Genomic DNA, 14,556 nt, shown 5'->3' with positions numbered 1-14,556 from the left:
ATGCCGATCGCCATCGAGCGGCTCTCCCCCCATGTCGGCGCGCGAATCACCCTCGATCCCGCCCGGATCGGCGATCCCGCGCTGACCGATGCGTTGCGCCGGGCCTTCGCCGACCATGGCGTGCTGCTGTTCCCGCGCATCGGCACCTCGCCCGACATCCATGTCGCGCTCAGCCGCTGCTTCGGCACGCTCCAGGTCCACCCGGTCAACAAGAACCAGGTCGAGGGTTTTCCCGAGGTGGTCGACATGTCCTACACCCCGCCCAGCCGGCCGGGCGACCTGTCCTACCACGCCGTCTACCGGATCGAGGGGCGCGCGCTGGCCGGCTGGCTGCCCTGGCATTTCGACCTGTCCTACATGGCCGAGATCAACCATGGCAGCATGCTGCGCGCGCTGGAGGTGCCGCCCGAGGGCGGCCGCACCGGCTTCATGGACCGCATCCGCCTGTACGAGCTGCTGCCCGACGATCTCAAGCGGCGGATCGAGGGGCTCGGCGTGGTCTATCGCTTCCAGCCCGACATGATGAAGCGCCGCTATTGCCGCCCCGCCGACATGGCGCTGGTGGCGCCGTCGATGAAGGCCGGGATGTTCGACGGCGACGTGCTCGACCGCGACTTCCCGCCGGTCGTCCATCCGATGGTCTATACCGAGCGCGACACCGGCCGGAAGGTGCTCAACGTCGCGCCGCTGTTCGCGGTCGGCATCGCCGGCAGGGACGATCCCGAGGGCGACGCGCTGCTCGGCGCGGTGATCGACCATTGCTGCACCGCCGACTTCGCCTATTTCCACCAATGGGCGGTGGGCGACATGATCATCTGGGACAATTGGCGCGCCATGCATTCGGCCGAGGGCGTCCCCCCGCACTATCCGCGCCGCATGCAGCGGACCAGCCTGGCCGGCGATTACGGGCTCGGCCGGGTGCTTGGGAGAGGCGAAGGCTGAACCCACAACAGGTCATCCCAGCGGAAGCTGGGATTTCCCTTCTTCATCGCCGCGTTGGTCACAGGAAGGCAGAGAGATTCCAGCTTCCGCTGGAATGACGCGGATCGGGCGGTTTGGCTTGAACCAACCAGTCGCTTGCTATAATTCTAGACGCGATAAGCGATGGAGGGACAGGATGATCAGTGCGACTCTCGAGCAGGCGATGGCGGCGAACCGCGTTCAGAGCGACGGCGTGGCGAGCGCGACCGACTTCATCGGCGAGCGGCAGATCGACAGCGACACGCCGCAGGCTTTCCTCGTCCGCGCGGGCGCCGGCCATGTCATCCCCGGCCATTTCCACGCGGTCGACCAGTTCCAGATCTTCGTCGAGGGCAATGCCAAGCTCGGCCGCTTCGAGCTGCATCCCGGATCGATCCACTATACCGACGCCTATACGACCTACGGCCCGATCATCGCGACCGAAGAGGGCTATGCCTATTTCACGCTGCGGCCGCTATCGACCACCAGCTATCACCAGATGCCGGCCGAGGCGAAGCTGCTGCGCGAGGTGCGCCACACAAGCGGGTCGAAGCGGCGGATGCTGATGGGCGAGGTCGACGAGGCGGCCGAGGCGGCGGCGGGCGTCGCGCCGATCTTCACCCAGCCCGACGGGGTCGGCGCCTATCGGCTCAGCGCCGCGCCGGGCGAGGCGCTCGCCTTCCCCGCCGAGGCGAGCCATGGCCGCTTCCTGCTGGTCATCTCCGGCAGCGCCGAGGTCGACGGCCGGGCCTACGGCCCCAAATCCTGCCTGTGGGCCGACGAGGGCGAGGCGTTCGCCCCGGTGGTCGCGGGTGGCGAGGGCGTGGTCGCGGTGCTCGCGGCGTTCGGCAAGCAGGCCGCCTGATCCGGCCATCCAGCGCATGACATCGACAGCAGCGGGCGGGCCGGCCTGGTTCCGCGACGCGCTCGCCTGCACGCCCGAACGCGGGACGGTGCAGGCCGAAGGCGCGACCATCGAGACATTGGCCTGGGGCGATCCGGCGAAGCCCGGCCTGTTCCTGCTCCACGGCGGCGCGGCCCATGCCGACTGGTGGAGCTTCATCGCGCCGATGTTCGCCGACCGCTACCGCGTCGTCGCCTTCTCCTGGTCGGGGATGGGCAGGTCCGACTGGCGCGAGCTTTATTCGATCCACGGCTTCGCGCGCGAGGCTGTCGCGGTCGCGCGGGCGACGGGGCTGCTCGACGGGCCGGTTCCGCCGATCTGGATGGCGCACAGCTTCGGCGGCCATCCCTCGCTGGTCGCCGCCGTCGAGATGCCCGAGGCGCTGTCGGCGCTGATCCTGATCGACACGGGCGGCTTTCCCGCGCCGGGCGTGGTCGAGAATTTCGTCTATTCGACCCGCGCCTCGCCGGTGTTCGCGACACGCGAGGAGGCGCTCGCCCGTTTCCGCTTCGTGCCGCCCGACCGCGACGCGCCCGCCTTCGTCCGCGACTATGTGGCGGAGCGGTCGATCGCCGAGCAGGGCGGCGACCGGCCCGGCTGGCGCTGGCGCTTCGACTTCTCGATGTGGAGCCGGCTCGACCGCGAGCCGGACATGCTGGAGCTGCTGGCGACGGCCGACGTGCCGATCGCCTTCATCCTGGGCGGCGAGACCCAGATCATGGCCGACGACGCCGCCGACCGCATCCGCGAGCTCCGCCCCCGCTTCACCCCGATCGCGACGGTGCCCGACGCGGGCCACCATGTCATGATCGACCATCCGCTGGCCTTCGTCGCGGCGGTCAACGGGCTGCTGTCGGCCTGGCCGGAGAAGATGACGGTCGGACCCGGGGCAAGCCCGCTCTCAGTCGCCGCGAGCGGGAAATATCCTGATCCGATCGCCGCGAAATGAACTGAGCCACAACGCATCGCCCACGCGAAGAGCCGTGGTCGCGATTCCGAAGTCGCCGTTCCCGTCCGCCTCGACCACCATCTCCGATGTCAGGGTCGACGGGTCTATCCGAAGAACGGCATAAGCCTGCCGGCACACCCTTGCGGTGCTGAATGCGCAGAGAACCGCGTCCCGCAGGGGTCCCTTGGCACCGGCCGCATAGAACATCCCATCGTCGCCGAGACGGATATTGTCCGGGAAAAATCCCAGTTCCGAAGCGATGCGAACCGGCGTCGCCGACCCCGGCGACACCATGTAGATGGCTCTTTCCGTCTGAGCGCTCACCAGGAGCCGCCGGCCGTCCGGCATCAGCGACAGGCCGTTGATCCCTCGGAACCGGCTCCCGGCCAGGGTCCGCCAGCCGGTGGAACCATGCCACAGCATGACATCTCCGGCTCCGCTCCCTTGCGCCAGCCGGTCGACCGATCGCGCATCGCCATGGTCCATTTTCGGACTGACGGTAATGGCGATTCCCCCGTCGGGGAGAGCCGCGACGGCGTTGGCATTCCCGGTGGCGGGAGTCTTGCCATCGGGTCCGGCGACGGACGGGACGGGGACGCATCCGGCCCACCGCGCGCGCAACCTCCCCCTTGCGGTCTCTATCCCGAACAGCTCTACCGCTTCCCGGCCGCCATGGCCGATCACGAAGAGCGTGTATCGATCGACCGCATCGCGCCTGACGCTCAGGCCATGCGCTGAAAATCGCGCAAGATCGAGGGGTGCGGGGCAGCTCGCGAAATCCCGATCGGGCGGGGCGCTTTCGATGGCCAGCGGCGCCGCCGTCCGTGACCCGACGGATATGGCGAACAGGCCGCCCCGACCGACGCCCGGCCCCGCCATACCGCTGGTAATGACCCAGTCGGTGCCGTCCAGGCGCACCATGTCCTCGGCATTCACCGTCCCGCAGATCTGGTCTTCGCCGCAATGCCCGGGTTCGGCCGCCGCCGGGGCTTCGGCCCGCATGGCCGTCATGCCCAGGAGACACCAGCCCAATCGGGCCAATCCCCGGCGGCGGAAAGGTCGAACCGCCGATAGCGCGCCCGGAAACCCCCACGCGCCCATCCGATCAGACCCCGAAGCCGCCCGACACCGAAATCTGCTCGCCGGTGATATAGGCGGCCTTCTCCGACGCGAGGAACACCGCGGCATGGCCGATCTCGGCGGGCTTGCCGTAACGCTTGATCGAGAGCGACTTCCGGGTCGCGTCCTTCCACGCCTCGTCGAAATGGCCGATCGCGTCGAGCTTGTCGAACATGCCGCCGGCGATCACCCCGACCAGCACCGAATTGGCGCGAATGCCGAAGCGGCCCTCCTCGCGCGCGATGCCGCGTATCAGCGCCTCGTTGGCGGCCTTGGGCACGACCGACAGGCCGTCCTTGCCGGGCCACAGCCGATCGCCGGCCGATCCGAGATGGACGAAGGAGCCACCGCCCGCCGCGCGAAAATGGGGCAGCGCCGCCTGCACGACGTTGAAGAAGCCGTCGGCCTCGATCGCGAAGGCGGCCTTCCACTGCTCGGGCGTCACCTGCGACATGTAGACCTGCGGCACCAGCGGGCCGGCGGCGAAGACGATGCTGTGGACCCGGCTGTGCCGCTCGATCGTCGCGGCGATCGCGGCCTCGACGCTGGCGCGGTCGGTGAGGTCGGCCTGGACGGTGCTGGCTTCGACACCCACGGCCGCGATCTCGGCCGCCATCGCCTCGGCCTTCTCGCGGTTGCCGCGATAGCCGAGCGCCACCGCGCTGCCGGCGCGGGCGAATTCGAGGGCGATCGCGCCGCCGAGCCCGCCGCTGCCGCCGAACAGCAGCACGGCGCCATCAGGGAAAAGACGATCGGTCATAGCTGGTCCACATGCATGTCGGTGCCGGGCACCGTGGGGATGAACGGCCCGGCGAAGACGAGCGCGCCGCGCCCCGACGCCTGGAGCGCGGCGTCGACGGCGCGCGGCACCGCGTCCCAGTCGGCCGGCGGCGCCGTGTCGAAGAAGGCGAGCACCATCACCCGCTGCCGGAAATAGGCGGGGTCGGGCCGCGCGACATTGCCCGGCGCATTGTCGGGCAGCGGCACCGGCCGGAAGCACAGCGCCATCGGCACCGCCGTTCCCGCGATCAGGCCCGGCAGCACGTCGTCGCGCAGCCAGTCGGCGACCGCGTCGCCCTCTTCGGCCGCGTCGACCATGATCGCCATCGCCCCCGGATAGCCATGGTCGAGCGCCAGCTCGGCCGGCACCCCGTCCGCGTCGCGGAAGGCGCCGCCGGCATAGCGGTAATAGCCGGTCGAGATGTTGCGGCGAGGCGCCTCCATCCGGCCCTGCCGGTGGAGGCGCAGCACCTGCTCGACCGACCAGGTGATCGTCTCGTCGAGCCGCTCGCCCAGCACCCAATAGGTGACGAGGAAGCTGCCGTCGCGGATGTCGTCGGCGACCGGCGTCGTCGCGGGAAAGCGCTCGGCCCGCATCGCGCGGGTGGCGAGCCAGCGGCGGCCGGCGAAGAAGCCCGCCCCCGCCATGCAGCCCGCATAGAAATGGTCGCGCTCGTACCAGCGGTGGAAATGGCGCTCCCAGCCGGGATCGGGCTGGGCGAGCGAGAAGAGCATGCCGCCCAGCCTGATCTCCGGCACCGGCCGGTCGTCGACGGGCGCGGTCATGCCCGGCCGCCGATCCGGGACAGCACCTCCTCGCCGAACCACAAGACGTTCTCGACATATTGGCCGCGGTCGTTCTGCGGCAGCGCGACCGCGCTCCACGTCACCCCGGCCGCCGCCAGTTCCTCGAGCTGGTCGATGATCGCCTGCGCGTTGAGGCGGGTGCCGTTGTAGAGGGTCATGTCGAACGGGACCATGCAGACGTCGAACGGCCGGGTCCGCCCCTGCTCGGCGCACAAGTCCCTGGCGAAGGCGATCTTGTCGGCGAGCTCCGCGACCGAGGTGAGCTGGTCGGTGCCGGTGATCGCGCTGAGCTTGCCGCGCGCCGGGAAGGGCGCCCAGCCGTCGCACCAGGCGACGGCGCGGCGGATCGCCTTCTCGCTGTTGCCGCCGCACCAGATCGGCGGGTGGGGCCGCTGGACCGGCAGCGGCAGCAGCTGCACCTCCTGCGCGTCGAAGAACTGGCCGGTGAAGCTGACCGGCTCGCCGGTCCAGGCGAGCTTCATCGCCTGCAGCGCCTCGTCGACCAGCGCGCCGCGCTTCTCGAACGGCACGCCGAGCGCCGCGAACTCGGCCTTCATATAGCCGACGCCGACCCCCATGATCATCCGCCCGCCGGAGATCACGTCGAGGCTGGCCGCCGCCTTGGCGGTGAGGAAGGGGTTGCGATAGGGCAGCACGACGATCTGGCTGTGGAGCTTCAGCTTCGTGCTGACCGCCGCCACGGCGGTGAGCTGGACGAAGGGATCGAGCGCCGAATGGCCGCCCGCCGCCAGCCAGGCGTGGGCAGGCGCGGGGTGATCGGTGACGTAGCAGGCGTCGATCCCGGCCGTCTCCAGCGCGCGCGCCATCTCGGCGATCGCCGCGACCGACATGAACTCGGCCGGATTGTCGAACTGGTTCAGGCCCAGCGCCATCGAGATGCGCATCGTCCCCTCCTCTATTCCGTCAGAAGCAGGCCAGCGCCGCGTCGAGCAGCGCGCCGTTGCGGCTGCGATCGCCCATCTCGCCGCACAAATTGGTGACGTAGCCGAGCGCGAAGCCGCGATCGGGATCGGCGACGCCGATCGATCCATAGGCGCCCTTATGACCGAACAGCGCCGTGCCCGGCCCATCGACATGGCCGAGCGAGACGCCGCCGGCCGGAAGCTGGTAGCCCAGCCCATAGGCGACGTCGTTGCCGAGCAGCGCGTCCTCGCCCCGATATTGCTCGGTGGTGGCGAGCGCGAGCCGTTCGCGCGGCAGGATCGGCGCGCGGCGGTCGATCAGCGCGGCGTAGATGGTGGCGAGGCTGAACGCGTCCGAATGGCCGCCCGCGCCGAGCCCGTTGGCCGCGCGCCAGCCGGCCGAGGCGGCGACGGCGGGCGTCAGCAGGGTCCAGTCGTCGAGCGAGGTGATGCCGGCGAAGCGCGCGTCGCCGTCGGTCGCCCAGACCGGTTCGCCCGGATTGGCCGAGGCGAGCATCGCGACGCCGCCCGCCGGAACCGCCGCGCCGCGCCAGGCGAAGCGGGTGCCGAGCGGCCCGTTGAGATGGCCGTCGAGCAGCGTGTCGAGGTCGTCGCCGGCGATCCGCATCATCAGCTCGCCGATCAGCCAGCCGAAGGTCAGCGCATGATAGCCCGACCGGCGCGGCCGCGTTCCGAAGGCCGGCGCGGCGGCGAGCGCGGCGGTGACGCGGTCCCAGTCGAGGACATGGCCCGGCGCCGCTGGATCGGGCAGCCGGCCGAGCCCGGCCTGGTGGGCGAGCAGCTCGCGGACGGTGATGTCGGCCTTGCCGGCGGCGGCGAATTCGGGCCACCAGCGCGCGACCGGCGCGTCATAGTCGACGCCGTGCTTCTCCGCGACGATGTGGAACAGGCTCGCCGCGACGCCCTTGGTGCAGGAGAAGACGCAGGGCGCGGTCTCGGCCCGCCACGGCGTGCCTGCGCTGTCGACGACCCCGCCCCAGATATGGGCGACGACCCGCCCCTCGACGATCAGGCACATCGCCGCGCCGACCTCGGTCGCGCCGTCACGGGCGGGATCGAACAGCCCGAGAAAGGCGTCGGCGACCCGGCGGAAGGCCGGGTCCCAGCGGCCCTCGATGCGCTCGCGCACCGTCATCCGCCCAGCCGGCCTTCGTAGAGCGCGCGGATCTCGCGCCGCAGCAGCTTGCCGCGCCCGCCGGAGGCGTCGTTGCCGTGCGGCAGGCTGTCGGCGACGACGATCAGGTCGGGCATCGCCTCGGCCGGCAGCAGCGCCTGGAGCCGCGCGCGCAGCCCGGCCTCGTCGAGCGTCGCGCCCGGCTGGGGCGAGACGGCGAGGATGATCTTCTGCTCGGGCGCGCCCGCCGGGCTGCCCGCGACGCCGGCCTCGGCCACGCCCTCGATCGTGCCGGCGACGTCCTCGATCTGGATCGGCCGCAGATAATGGCCGCCCCGGCTGATCGCGTCCTCCTTGCGGCCGAGCACGGTCAGCCGCCCGCTCTCGTCCATCAGGCCGAGGTCGCCGGTGTGGAACCAGCCGCCCTTGAGCACCTCGGCGGTCTTGTCGGGCTGGCCGTCATAGCCCTGGAACAGGTGCGGGCCGGTCATGACGATCTCGCCCGGCACGCCGACGACGCGTTCGCCGTTGGCGCCGATGGTCCGCACCGCCTGCCCCACCCGCGCCCGGCCCGAGGTCGCCGCCAGATGCGCCTCGGTGATCGTGTTGACGCAGTTATAGGGGCCCTCGGACTGGCCGTAGAAGCTGTAGAGCGACAGGCCGGGCAGCCGCTCCATCAGCCGCGAGAAGATGTTGGGCGAGATCGGCTCGCCGCCGAGCAGGATCACCTTGAGCGACGACAGGTCGAAATCCTGGTGCGGGTGATTCGACAATATGTCGGCCCATTGGCTGGGGATCATCGTGATGTGCGAGATGCGCTCGCGCTGGACCGCGTCGAGCAGCCGCGCCGGGCCGAGATCGTCCTCGAGTGCGACCTTCATCCCCGCATAGAGCGCCGCGCCGATCGTGCAGGGGAAGCCGATCCCCCAGATGATCGGCCCCGATCCCCAGACCGAGTCCGTCGACCGCTCGACCTCGTACAGCACCGTGCTCATCTGGATGCAGGACGAATGGCTGTGGACCACCGCCTTGGAGGTGCCGGTGGTGCCCGAGGTGTAGAAGAAGCCCATCGGGTCGTCGAAGAAGGCGCCGAGCGGCGGCTCCTCGTCCGAGGCCTGGGCGAGCGCGTCGTCGAGCGACACCGCGCCGTCGATGCGGGTGCCGACCGCGATCAGTTTCACCTCGGGCAGTTCGGCGCGGACGGTCTCGGCGAACTTCGCGTTGGGCGCGTCGATGGTCAGCCAGTCGATCTTCGACCGGCGCGCCATCTCGACCACCATGTCGGGCGCCCAATAGGGATTGAAGGCGGCGATCACCGCGCCGATCTTCGCTTCCGCGAAATAGGTCTCGGCGACGTGCAGGGCCTCGCCGAGCAGCGAGGCGACCTTCTGCCCCGGCGCCACGCCCAGCGCGCGCAGCGCGTTGGCGGTGCGGTTCACCCGGCGGTTGAGCGCGTCGAAGCTGTAGCTCTCGCCGCGATAGACCAGCGCGACCTCGTCGGGCGTGCGGACCGCGTTGTTGGTCAGTACCGCATGCGCGTAATTGCCATAGGGCGCCTTGCCGCTCATTCCTGCTCCCCTCGTTCGATAATCCTGAAATTGGGCATCGCCATCTCGCCGCGCCGCTCGAACCACAGCTCCACCGGCATGCCGATCCGCACCGCCTCGGGCGCGCAGCCGGTGACGTTGCCGAACACGCGCAGGCCCGGCTGTTCGGGCAGGTCGATCCAGGCGATGACATAGGGCTCGCCGTCGAAGCCCGCGACGAAGCTGCGGTGGACGATGCTGAAGGTCGCGACGGTGCCGCGCCCCGAGACCTCGTCCCAATCGAATTCGTCCGATCCGCATGCCGCGCAGCGCGGCTCGGGGAAATGGATCCAGCGGCCGCAGCCCCGGCAATGCTGCAACGCCAGCCGCCCCTCCGCCGCCGCGCGCCAATAGGGCGCGGTCAGCTCGGTCGGCTGGGGAAGCGGCTTGCTCGCCATGTCAGAGAATCGCCAGCGGGTTGATCGGGCTGCCGGTGCCGCCGACGATCTTGAGCGGGGCAACGACGAACTGGAAGGTCGCGGGCGCGGCCTCGGCCAGCTCCTCCAGCCACAACATCTCCATCAGGTAGATGCCGTGCCGCCACAGGAAGATCATGTGGATGTCGCCGTCGAGGTCCTCGTCGGCGCCGCCATCGGCGTTGAGGCCGCAGATCGCGCTGTTGTCGGCGGCGACGGCGACGACGTCGCGCGCCGCCAGCCACAGCGCGCCGTCGGTGGCGAGGCCCGGCTCGCCGCCCCAATAGGTGTCGCTGCTCCGGTAGAATTGCTTGGTCCAGCCGGTGCGCAGCACCACCGCGTCGCCCGCGCCGATGGTGACGCCGGCGGCGGCGCACATCGCCTCCAGGTCGGCGGCGGTGATGCGGTCGGCGGGGTCGAGGATGTCGCGGCCGCGATGGCGGGCGACGTCGAGGAAGACGCCGCGCGTCGCGATCCCCGGCAGTTGCTCGATGCCGCAGCGGAGCGCGCCGTAGCTGCGGATGCGCGCGCTGTCATGGCCGTTGTAGAGCCGGTCGCCGTTCCACATATGGCACAGCGCGTCCATGTGCGTGGTCGTGCCGTGCGGCGAGACGATCAGCGCGTCGTCGGCGATCGACAGGCCGGCGGGCGGCTTCGCCCCGGCCAGATAGTCGCCGCCGTCGATCGACATGAAATGCTGCGGCAGCGGCCGGCCGCGCAGGTGCGGCACGGTGCAGGGCGCGTTGCTCGACGTCGATCCCTTGATCGGCAGGCTGAGGCTCACCACCCGGCCGCGCGCGACCGTGCCGGCGCCGCCCTTCACCACATCGGGCGTCAGCAGGTTGGCCGCGCCGATCTGGTCGTCGGCGCCCCAGCGGCCCCAATTGTGCGGTTCGGGAGGTGTATCGCTCATCGCCTGTCCTTCACGCCTCCAGCCCGAGCAGCAGCGCCGAGCCGAAATTGCCGCCGAAGCCGGTGCACAGCGCGGTCGCGGCCTCGACCTGCCGGTCGCCCGCCTTGCCCTGGAGCTGCTCCACCGCCTCGACGACGTTGTTGAGGCCGTGAACATAGCCTTCGGAGAGCAGCCCGCCATTGGTGTTGAGCGCGAAGCCGCGCCCCGCCTCGCCCTTGGCCGCGAAGTCCGCGATCTCGCCGGTGGCGAGGAAGCCGAAATCCTCGAGCTGCTGGAGGATCAGGTAGGAATAGGCGTCGTAGCATTGCACCAGGTCGATATCGGCCGGCGCGACGCCCGTCGCGGCATAGAAGCGCGGCGCCACATGGGCGGAAAAGATGCGGGCGGGATCGTCGCCCGCCTTGTCCATCGCCCCGGCCCCGCGCCCGCCCGCGCGGATCGCGCCGAGGATATGGACCGGCCGGTTGCGCAGGGCGCGCGCGCGATCGGGCGTCGTCACCACGATCGCGCAGGCGGCGTCGGTCTCCAGGCAGCAGTCGAGCCGGCGCAGCGGCGAGGCGATCATCGGCGCGGCGCGATAGTCGTCGATGGTCAGCGGATCGCGCAGCAGCGCCTTGGGGTTGGCGACCGCCTTGGCGCGCTGCCGCACCACCAGCGGGCCGAGTTCGTCGGGCGCCAGGCCGCTATCGTGGAGATAGCGCTGCGCCGCCAGCGCGAACAGGTTGACCGGCCCGCGAAAGCCGTAGGGGGTGAGGAACTGCTCCTCCATCCCATCGCTCGACCCGAGCGAAATCTGCCCCATGCGCTTGCCGCTGCGGCCGTTGAGCGAGCGATAGACCACCACCGTCTCGGCGAGCCCCGCCGCGATGACCATCGCCGCGTCGCCGAGGATCGCCGCCGCCTGGCTGCCGCCGCCATGATAGTCGTTGGTCCAGCCATGGCCGGCGAGGCCGAGCATCCGCGCGACCATGTGGGTCGGCACCGAATCGGACAAGGCGTAGGACAGCAGCCCATCGACGTCGCGGCCTTCGAGACCGGCGTCGGCGACCGCCGCATGGACGGCCTCCATCGTCAGGTCGAGCACGGTCCGGCCGGATTCGCGGCTGAAGCGCGTATAGCCGACCCCGGCGATCGCCGCCTTGCCCGAAAACGCCTGCCTCTCCACGCCCGACTCCGTCCTCCTCTACCCAGTTCGTCATGCCGGCGGAGGCCGGCATCTCAGGCGTCTCCCCCAATCGTCATTCCCGCGAAAGCGGGAATCCATGGACGGCGGTACCTCCCGTCAAACAGCGTCCCGTTTCCGTGGCTTCCCGCTTTCGCGGGAATGACGAAGGCGAGGACGGCTCGATCCCGCCCTGCCCCCTACCGGAACGCCGGCATCACCTCCCTGGCGAAGAAGGACACCAGGCGCTTCATCTCGGCCATCGGCAGCGGCCGGGTGCTGCCGAAGTCGCACATCAGGTTCGAATAGCCGAAATCCTGCAGCATCCTCACCTGGCCGATCACCCGCTCGGGATCGCCGATCACCTCCATCTTGTCCCAGCGGAAATCGTCGCTGACCTCGCCGCCCTTCATATATTTGGCTTCCCAGGACTCGTAGCCCTTGGCGATCTTGCCCGTCTTGGGGTCGATCGGCGCGCTTTCCTTGTTGATGATCTTGCCGCGGTCGAAGCCGGCCTCGAAGGCGCGGAAGTCCTCGCGCGCCTTCTCGTTGGTGTCGGCGACGTAGACGCTGCGCATCGCGCACAGCGAGTGGCCGTCGACGGCGTGGCCCGCCGCCGTCATCGCCTCCTGCCAGGCCTCCGCCGCGCGCTTGAGCGAGCCGAAGGTCGCCAGCGCGTCGGCCATGATCGGCAGGCCGCGCGCCGCATAGCGCTGCACCGTGTCGGGGCTGACCGACGCCACCCAGGTCGGGATCCGCTTCTGCAACGGCCGGGGCTTCAGGTTGACGCTCTCGCAGCTGTAGAATTTGCCCGTATGGCTGACGTCGTCCTCGCGCCACAGCCGGTTGATCAGGTCGAGCGCCTCGTCGAACCGCTCGCGCGCCTCGGACAGGTCGACGCCGAGCCGGCTGAACTCGAGCGACTGGTAGCCGCGGCCGATGCCGAAGTCGAAGCGGCCGTTCGACAGCAGGTCGAGCTGGGCGATCTCCTCGGCGATCAGGATCGGGTTGTGCAGCGGCAGGATCAGCACGCCGCTGCCGAGCCGGATCTTCGAGGTGCGCGCGGCGAGGTAGGACAGCATCGCCGGGATGTTGGTGCACAGGCCATAGTCGCGGAAATGATGCTCGGCGACCCAGACGCCGTCGAAGCCGCATTCCTCGAGATGCTCGACCAGCTCGGTGTTGTAGTCGTAGACCTGTTTCTCGCTCCAGCCGGCATGCTGGTGGTAGAGCAGGAAGGCGGAGAATTTCATGCGCGCCATCTCAGGCTTGTCCAGCGTCTGAATATTGGCGGGCGCTCGTTCGCAGTACATCTTTCGCCACCTTGCCATTTGCGTTGAGCGGAAGCTCCGTGCCGAGCACGAAGGTCCGGGGAACCTTGTAGTTGGCCATGTTCTCGCGGGCCCAGGCGGTCAGCGCCTCGGCGGTGACGGCGCTGCCCGGATGCGGGATGACGAAGGCGACGCCGACCTCGCCCAGCCGCCGGTCGGCGACGCCCACCACCGACACCGCCGACATCAGCCCCGACGACAGCAGCAGGTTCTCGACCTCGGCCGGGTAGACGTTGAAGCCGCCGCAGGTGAACATGTCCTTCTTGCGGTCGACGATGCGGATGCAGCCATGGCTTTCGAGCAGGCCGATGTCGCCGCTGTGCAGCCAGCCGTCGGCGTCGATCGCGGCGGCGGTCAGCTCGGGCTCGCGCCAATAGCCCTGCATGACGTTGTAGCCGCGCATCACGATCTCGCCGGTCTGGCCCTGCGGCACCGGCCGGTTCCCGTCGTCGACGATGCGGACCTCGACCCCGTCCATCGGCCGCCCCGTGGTCGTCGAGACGACATCCTCGGGATCGTCGGCGCGGGTCATCGAGACGACGCAGCCCTCGATCAGCCCATAGGCGTTGATCGCGCGCCGTACGCCCAGTTCGGCGCGGACCCGGCGCAGCAGCTCCATCGGCACGCTCGCCGCGCCGATGAAGCAGACGCGCATCGTCGTCACCTCGGCGCCGGTGCGGGCGCGCTGGTCGAGCAGGGCGAGGTAGAGGTTGGGCGGTCCCGAGGCGACGGTGATGCCGTGGCGCAGGATCAGGTCCAGCGCGCGCGCCGGATCGAAGATGTCCATCAGCACCATCGTCATGCCGCGCTCGGCGCTGGCGAGGATGCCGGCGTTGAGGCCGAAGCCGTGCGAGAAGGGCGGGATCACCAGATAGACGTCGCCCGCGCGCAGCGCCGCGACGTCGGCCCAGTCGCGATAGGCGCGCATCAGCTGGCCATGGCTGAGCTGCACCCCCTTGGGCGCGCCGGTCGATCCCGAGGTGAACATCACCTCGGCCAGCATCTCCTCGTCGATCCCGGCGATCACCGCGTCGAGATCGGCGTCGGACACGCCCTCGCCGCTCGCCAGGAAATCGGCGAAGCCGACCTCGCCCGGCGCGGAAGCGGAGTCCTCGTCGAGGCGGACGATGCGGCGCACCGCCGGCAGCCGGTCGAACGGCCGGTCGGTTCCCGCGCCGTAAGCCGCCTTGACGATGTCGATCAGCCGGGTGCCCGCGCATTCGCCGACGGTGACGAGCAGCTTGGCGCCGGTCGCCTCCAGCAGCGGGCCGACCTCGCGCGCCTTGAGCCGGGTCGACAGCGGCATCAGCACCGCGCCCGCCATCCAGGCGGCGTGCGCCGCGATCACCCAGCGGGTGACGTTGGGCGCCCAGCAGACGACGAAGTCACCGGGCGCGATCCCCGCCGCGATCAGCGCGCGGGCCATGCGGCGCGCCGCATCGTGCAGGTCGCGGACGCTGGTCTCGCGGTCGCCCTCGCGCACCGCGATCCGGTCGGCATGGTCGATGGCGCGGTCGCGCAGCAGGTGCGCGATGCTGCGATGGGCGGTCAGGGTGTCGGTCGATGCCATG

The 14,556-nt window shown here is 70.2% G+C and carries 14 protein-coding genes; 3 read left to right on the top strand and 11 right to left on the bottom strand.

All coding sequences use genetic code 11. The features are described 5' to 3' along the window. The 3 genes from HRJ34_RS22645 (at nucleotide 1) to HRJ34_RS22635 (ending at nucleotide 2,813) form a co-directional block, all read left to right on the top strand. Nucleotides 1-942 (top strand): TauD/TfdA dioxygenase family protein, encoded by a 942-nt coding sequence (locus HRJ34_RS22645; protein WP_208632456.1) that lies wholly within the window; start codon nucleotides 1-3, stop codon nucleotides 940-942. A 175-nt stretch (nucleotides 943-1,117) separates the two neighbouring features. After that, a complete protein-coding gene (locus HRJ34_RS22640; RefSeq protein ID WP_011952930.1) occupies nucleotides 1,118-1,825 on the top strand; it encodes a cupin domain-containing protein in 708 nt (235 codons plus the stop codon). A 16-nt stretch (nucleotides 1,826-1,841) separates the two neighbouring features. Further along, nucleotides 1,842-2,813: an alpha/beta fold hydrolase gene (locus HRJ34_RS22635; RefSeq protein ID WP_208632455.1), complete on the top strand. Its 972-nt coding sequence runs from the start codon at nucleotides 1,842-1,844 to the stop codon at nucleotides 2,811-2,813. On the opposite strand, the gene HRJ34_RS22630 is transcribed toward HRJ34_RS22635, so the two are convergent. From HRJ34_RS22630 to HRJ34_RS22580, 11 genes are all read right to left on the bottom strand, one after another. Further along, the gene (locus tag HRJ34_RS22630) at nucleotides 2,766-3,824 is read right to left on the bottom strand and encodes a hypothetical protein (RefSeq protein ID WP_208632454.1); all 1,059 of its coding nucleotides are present in this window, start codon (nucleotides 3,822-3,824) and stop codon (nucleotides 2,766-2,768) included. The two genes, HRJ34_RS22635 and HRJ34_RS22630, sit on opposite strands and share 48 nt — an antisense overlap. A 94-nt stretch (nucleotides 3,825-3,918) precedes the next feature. Further along, nucleotides 3,919-4,692 carry an SDR family NAD(P)-dependent oxidoreductase gene (locus tag HRJ34_RS22625; RefSeq protein ID WP_208632453.1) on the bottom strand — a complete coding sequence of 258 codons (774 nt, stop codon included), beginning with the start codon at nucleotides 4,690-4,692 and terminating at the stop codon, nucleotides 3,919-3,921. Further along, a complete protein-coding gene (locus HRJ34_RS22620; RefSeq protein ID WP_208632452.1) occupies nucleotides 4,689-5,498 on the bottom strand; it encodes a hypothetical protein in 810 nt (269 codons plus the stop codon). Before HRJ34_RS22620 ends, HRJ34_RS22625 begins: the two co-directional genes overlap by 4 nt. Beyond that, nucleotides 5,495-6,424 (bottom strand): LLM class F420-dependent oxidoreductase, encoded by a 930-nt coding sequence (locus HRJ34_RS22615; protein WP_011952935.1) that lies wholly within the window; start codon nucleotides 6,422-6,424, stop codon nucleotides 5,495-5,497. The genes HRJ34_RS22620 and HRJ34_RS22615 overlap by 4 nt, the downstream gene beginning before the upstream one ends. 19 nt (nucleotides 6,425-6,443) lie before the next feature. Then, a complete protein-coding gene (locus HRJ34_RS22610; RefSeq protein WP_208632451.1) occupies nucleotides 6,444-7,598 on the bottom strand; it encodes a serine hydrolase domain-containing protein in 1,155 nt (384 codons plus the stop codon). Then, nucleotides 7,595-9,145, bottom strand: coding sequence for a class I adenylate-forming enzyme family protein (locus tag HRJ34_RS22605; protein WP_208632450.1), 1,551 nt, complete (start codon nucleotides 9,143-9,145; stop codon nucleotides 7,595-7,597). Before HRJ34_RS22605 ends, HRJ34_RS22610 begins: the two co-directional genes overlap by 4 nt. After that, the gene (locus tag HRJ34_RS22600) at nucleotides 9,142-9,561 is read right to left on the bottom strand and encodes a Zn-ribbon domain-containing OB-fold protein (protein ID WP_208632449.1); all 420 of its coding nucleotides are present in this window, start codon (nucleotides 9,559-9,561) and stop codon (nucleotides 9,142-9,144) included. Before HRJ34_RS22600 ends, HRJ34_RS22605 begins: the two co-directional genes overlap by 4 nt. Before the next feature lies 1 nt (nucleotide 9,562). After that, nucleotides 9,563-10,492, bottom strand: a complete 930-nt coding sequence (locus HRJ34_RS22595; protein WP_208632448.1) for a cyclase family protein — start codon at nucleotides 10,490-10,492, stop codon at nucleotides 9,563-9,565. Nucleotides 10,493-10,502: 10 nt separating this feature from the next. Further along, entirely contained in the window at nucleotides 10,503-11,657 is a 1,155-nt protein-coding gene (locus tag HRJ34_RS22590; RefSeq protein ID WP_208632447.1) for a thiolase C-terminal domain-containing protein, read from the bottom strand. A gap of 197 nt (nucleotides 11,658-11,854) precedes the next feature. Next, a complete protein-coding gene (locus HRJ34_RS22585; protein WP_081663709.1) occupies nucleotides 11,855-12,916 on the bottom strand; it encodes an LLM class flavin-dependent oxidoreductase in 1,062 nt (353 codons plus the stop codon). A 1-nt stretch (nucleotide 12,917) separates the two neighbouring features. Continuing rightward, nucleotides 12,918-14,555, bottom strand: coding sequence for an AMP-binding protein (locus HRJ34_RS22580; protein ID WP_208632446.1), 1,638 nt, complete (start codon nucleotides 14,553-14,555; stop codon nucleotides 12,918-12,920). Between the last annotated feature and the right edge of the window lies 1 nt (nucleotide 14,556).

It is taken from the genome of Rhizorhabdus wittichii, assembly GCF_017607425.1.
Lineage (GTDB): Bacteria > Pseudomonadota > Alphaproteobacteria > Sphingomonadales > Sphingomonadaceae > Rhizorhabdus > Rhizorhabdus wittichii.
Note: the sequence above shows the minus strand (reverse complement) of the source record. Positions and strands in the feature narration are given on the sequence as shown.

What these genes read in the sequence shown, in the direction of transcription:
- HRJ34_RS22595 (WP_208632448.1), bottom strand. Translation starts at nt 10,492, where the DNA reads ATGAGCGATACACCTCCCGAACCGCACAATTGGGGCCGCTGGGGCGCC.
- HRJ34_RS22620 (WP_208632452.1), bottom strand. Translation starts at nt 5,498, where the DNA reads ATGACCGCGCCCGTCGACGACCGGCCGGTGCCGGAGATCAGGCTGGGC.
- HRJ34_RS22585 (WP_081663709.1), bottom strand. Translation starts at nt 12,916, where the DNA reads ATGGCGCGCATGAAATTCTCCGCCTTCCTGCTCTACCACCAGCATGCC.
- HRJ34_RS22645 (WP_208632456.1), top strand. Translation starts at nt 1, where the DNA reads ATGCCGATCGCCATCGAGCGGCTCTCCCCCCATGTCGGCGCGCGAATC.
- HRJ34_RS22625 (WP_208632453.1), bottom strand. Translation starts at nt 4,692, where the DNA reads ATGACCGATCGTCTTTTCCCTGATGGCGCCGTGCTGCTGTTCGGCGGC.
- HRJ34_RS22605 (WP_208632450.1), bottom strand. Translation starts at nt 9,145, where the DNA reads ATGAGCGGCAAGGCGCCCTATGGCAATTACGCGCATGCGGTACTGACC.
- HRJ34_RS22610 (WP_208632451.1), bottom strand. Translation starts at nt 7,598, where the DNA reads ATGACGGTGCGCGAGCGCATCGAGGGCCGCTGGGACCCGGCCTTCCGC.
- HRJ34_RS22615 (WP_011952935.1), bottom strand. Translation starts at nt 6,424, where the DNA reads ATGCGCATCTCGATGGCGCTGGGCCTGAACCAGTTCGACAATCCGGCC.
- HRJ34_RS22630 (WP_208632454.1), bottom strand. Translation starts at nt 3,824, where the DNA reads ATGACGGCCATGCGGGCCGAAGCCCCGGCGGCGGCCGAACCCGGGCAT.
- HRJ34_RS22635 (WP_208632455.1), top strand. Translation starts at nt 1,842, where the DNA reads ATGACATCGACAGCAGCGGGCGGGCCGGCCTGGTTCCGCGACGCGCTC.
- HRJ34_RS22580 (WP_208632446.1), bottom strand. Translation starts at nt 14,555, where the DNA reads ATGGCATCGACCGACACCCTGACCGCCCATCGCAGCATCGCGCACCTG.
- HRJ34_RS22640 (WP_011952930.1), top strand. Translation starts at nt 1,118, where the DNA reads ATGATCAGTGCGACTCTCGAGCAGGCGATGGCGGCGAACCGCGTTCAG.
- HRJ34_RS22600 (WP_208632449.1), bottom strand. Translation starts at nt 9,561, where the DNA reads ATGGCGAGCAAGCCGCTTCCCCAGCCGACCGAGCTGACCGCGCCCTAT.